Origin of the sequence: Leptolyngbya cf. ectocarpi LEGE 11479, from assembly GCF_015207065.1 — a bacterium.
In the GTDB taxonomy this organism is placed as follows: Bacteria; Cyanobacteriota; Cyanobacteriia; order Phormidesmidales; family Phormidesmidaceae; genus Leptothoe; species Leptothoe ectocarpi.
On sequence record NZ_JADEXP010000499.1, the window covers coordinates 1 to 3367 of the forward strand.

2 protein-coding genes and 1 pseudogene are annotated in these 3367 nt (G+C 48.5%); 1 reads left to right on the plus strand and 2 read right to left on the minus strand.

The genetic code is table 11. The annotated features are described in order from the left end of the window. Together psbA and IQ260_RS28990 are read right to left on the minus strand one after the other, a co-directional pair. A partial coding sequence (gene psbA, locus IQ260_RS28985) for a photosystem II q(b) protein (RefSeq protein ID WP_193996536.1) occupies nt 1-827 on the minus strand: 827 nt, incomplete at its 3' end. Nucleotides 828-1894: 1067 nt separating this feature from the next. Next, a pseudogene (locus tag IQ260_RS28990) lies at nt 1895-2197 on the minus strand (hypothetical protein); the annotation flags it as partial. Between the two features lie 285 nt (nt 2198-2482). Here IQ260_RS28990 and IQ260_RS28995 point away from each other — a divergent pair. Beyond that, a partial coding sequence (locus tag IQ260_RS28995; protein ID WP_193996537.1) for a DUF4336 domain-containing protein occupies nt 2483-3367 on the plus strand: 885 nt, incomplete at its 3' end.

The following is a 3367-nucleotide window of genomic DNA, read 5'->3' on the forward strand; positions in this document are numbered from 1 at the left end:
CCCAAGAAGAAGTGCAAGGAACGGCTGTTGTTGAAGGATGCGTATTGGAAGATCAGACGACCGAAGTAGCCGTGGGCTGCAACGATGTTGTAAGTCTCTTCTTCCTGACCAAACTTGTAACCATAGTTCTGAGACTCGACTTCAGTGGTCTCACGAACCAAGGAAGAGGTCACCAGAGAACCGTGCATCGCGGAGAACAAAGAACCGCCGAAGACGCCAGCCACACCTAACATGTGGAAGGGGTGCATCAGGATGTTGTGCTCAGCTTGGAAAACAAGCATGAAGTTGAACGTACCGGAGATACCCAGAGGCATACCATCAGAGAATGAACCCTGACCGATGGGGTAGATCAAGAAGACTGCAGTTGCGGCTGCTACAGGAGCAGAGTAAGCAACACAGATCCAAGGACGCATACCCAAACGGTAGGAAAGTTCCCACTCACGACCCATGTAGCAGAAAACGCCGATGAGGAAGTGGAAAATGACCAGCTGGTAAGGGCCACCGTTGTACAACCACTCATCTAAGGAAGCCGCTTCCCAGATGGGGTAGAAGTGAAGACCGATAGCGTTAGAGGACGGGATAACAGCACCCGAAATGATGTTGTTACCGAGTAGTAAAGAACCCGCAACGGGCTCGCGGATACCGTCGATGTCAACGGGAGGAGCGGCGATGAAGGCAATGACGAAGCAGGCAGTGGCAGCTAGTAGTGTGGGAATCATCAGAACGCCGAACCAGCCTACGTAGAGGCGGTTTTCGGTGCTAGTGATCCACTCACAAAACTGGTTCCACAGGTTAGCGCTGTTGCGCTGTTGTAGAAGGGTAGTCATGAGTTAAATAATTGCGGGTAGCGAACGAAGAACGAACGCAGTGAACTTATGTATGTACTTAATATAGCGCTTAAGTTTAAGTTTTGTAACTATCTTTAGGCATAGATTAAAGGCTTAACGCTAAAACCCCCTGCGATCAGCATGATTTATCGCAGGGGGAAGAATTGGGCTGGATTGCCAAAAGGCGTTTGGCTTAAAACGATGCGCTCAGCCACGCACTGATGAGAGTTGCTAGCCTATACATAGCAGTCCAAGACCGTCTTGTGCCTCGAACTGCTTAGGAGCAGCCATCTGCGCAGCATAGACAGCAACCTTGGCATCATTTTGAGGGCGATTTGTCATTGTTAGTGTCCTTAAATCTATGCATTTAGGCATACACATTTTGTTGTTGAGCTGTGTCTTGATGCAGAGATAGCGATATTCAAACCCAATAAGAAGCCTCCACAGGCACTAGGGCTTATGGAGGCTTCGGTTTAGATATAGAGGGTTAAGCAATACAGTATTCTGTCTACTTAGATATACGGTTCAGGCTAGGAAGTTATGCAATAACGTGCTTTGTCTGTAAATCCACTGTATGCCGAGATGAACTATACACACTCCCTTTACTGGAGCCTTTCACTGTTTCCTTACACAACGCTCAATTTTTTCTAGTTTGGGTGTGTGATCACAGCGTAGTGAGCTGCTTTGATATTGACTGGAGGATTAATGGTAAATCTTTTGCCTTGGCCCAGTAATCTGCTTCAACAGCTCTGTATTCTAGTAAAAAATTTAAAACACAACAGCACCCAGAACGATCTGCCTGAGAAACTCTTCTAAATGGAACAAAGCTATCCAGAGTTGTTGTGTAAAGAGATTATCTTCACTCAAAACAATACTCTCTAGTGCAAGTAAGAAGAACTATCAGTGACCTGTTTGGATGCTGGTATTGATCTTTCAAACGATTCTACTGAGATATCGATTGGTGACCTCCTCTGTTGTGGTTATAAGCTTTTCAGCTCATGTATTAAGCATATTCTTAGAGGTGAGCAATGTCTTTTCTTCGACATAAACGTTAACGATGTTGACTATTGAATAGTCTCAACGGCCTTGGTTTGATTGTTGAGGTAAACAACCTGGATTTTATGCTCGACCGTTGTTTTTGTCCGGGCATCTAGAGCGTCTAGCCGAGTAGCTTGAATATCTTCGATGGCCTTGGTCTGATTGTTGAGGTGCTCCAGGCGTAGCTTGTGGACAGAATTCTTAGTGCGAGCATCCAGGGCTTCGAGGCGAGCTGATTGGAGGTTGAAGCTAGTGGGCTTGGCGGCAGCGATGGGTGCAACAGCAGCGGATGCAACCAGAACAGTTAAGGCGGAAAGCAGTGTGCGTTTCATAGTTAAAGCTCCTTGGGGGATTCAGTAACTTCATTAATTACAAGAATGCCGGAGCTAGCTGAACGTCATCTGACCGATAACTGAACGTTGGTTAAGGGGTTTCTGAGATTAGCTGAGCAAATGTAGTGATGGAGAGCACAAGCCGTAAAATACGCGGTTGCTGATTGTGGGCAATGAACCGATCTGTGCAATATGCTATCAGCCAATATTCTGCAGATAAGGCTATACCGGGGAGCAGCAACGCCTAAAATACTAAAGCTTGGTCTGGAATCTGGAGGATAGGGTGTGTCTGAAGTGGGGGCAGTGGAGCGTTCCGCCGATTGGTCGTGGCCATGGTGGCCGCTGGTGCCGCTGTATCCCTATGGTCAGCGACGTACTCTGCGCCGTGAGGTCATTGCTAACCAGGTTTGGACCTTTGACCAAATGCAGGGCATTTTGTATGTCGTAGTGCCTATCCGGATGACTGTCATTCGCTTGGCTGCTGGCGGTTTGCTAGTCTATGCGCCTGTTGCACCTACCCCTGAGTGTATTCGCCTAGTGCATGAACTTGAGGCTGACCATGGGGATGTGAGATACATCATTTTACCGACGGTGACGGGTCTAGAACATAAAGTATTTGTTGGCCCCTTTGCCCGTAAGTTTCCCTCAGCTCAGGTGTATGTCGCCCGCCACCAGTGGAGCTTTCCGCTAAATCTGCCCCTCAGCTGGCTAGGGTTTCCCATGGGGCGCACCCACTGGCTACCCGAAAATCCTGCCGATGCTCCCTTTGGTGATGAGTTGGACTATCGAGTGCTGGGGCCAGTCAATTTAGGCATTGGTCCTTTTTCAGAAGTGGCTATGCTACACCGTGCCTCGAAAACCTTGTTGGTGACGGATTCTGTGGTGTCAATTCCTGCTAATCCGCCACCGATTGTGCAGTTGGATAGCTATCCGTTGTTATTCCATGCCAAGGATAGTGCTGCCGATGCACCTACAGATACTGCTGAGAATCGCCGCAAGGGATGGCAGCGAATTGCGTTATTTGCGTTTTACTTTCGCCCCGATGCGCTGAAAGATCCTCAGTGGTGGCGTGTGTTGCGAGAGAGTAAGCAGTCTGCGGATCGGTCTAAACGGGCTTACTTTGGGCTGTACCCGTTTGACTGGGAGCCTACCTGGCAGCGATCTTTTGAC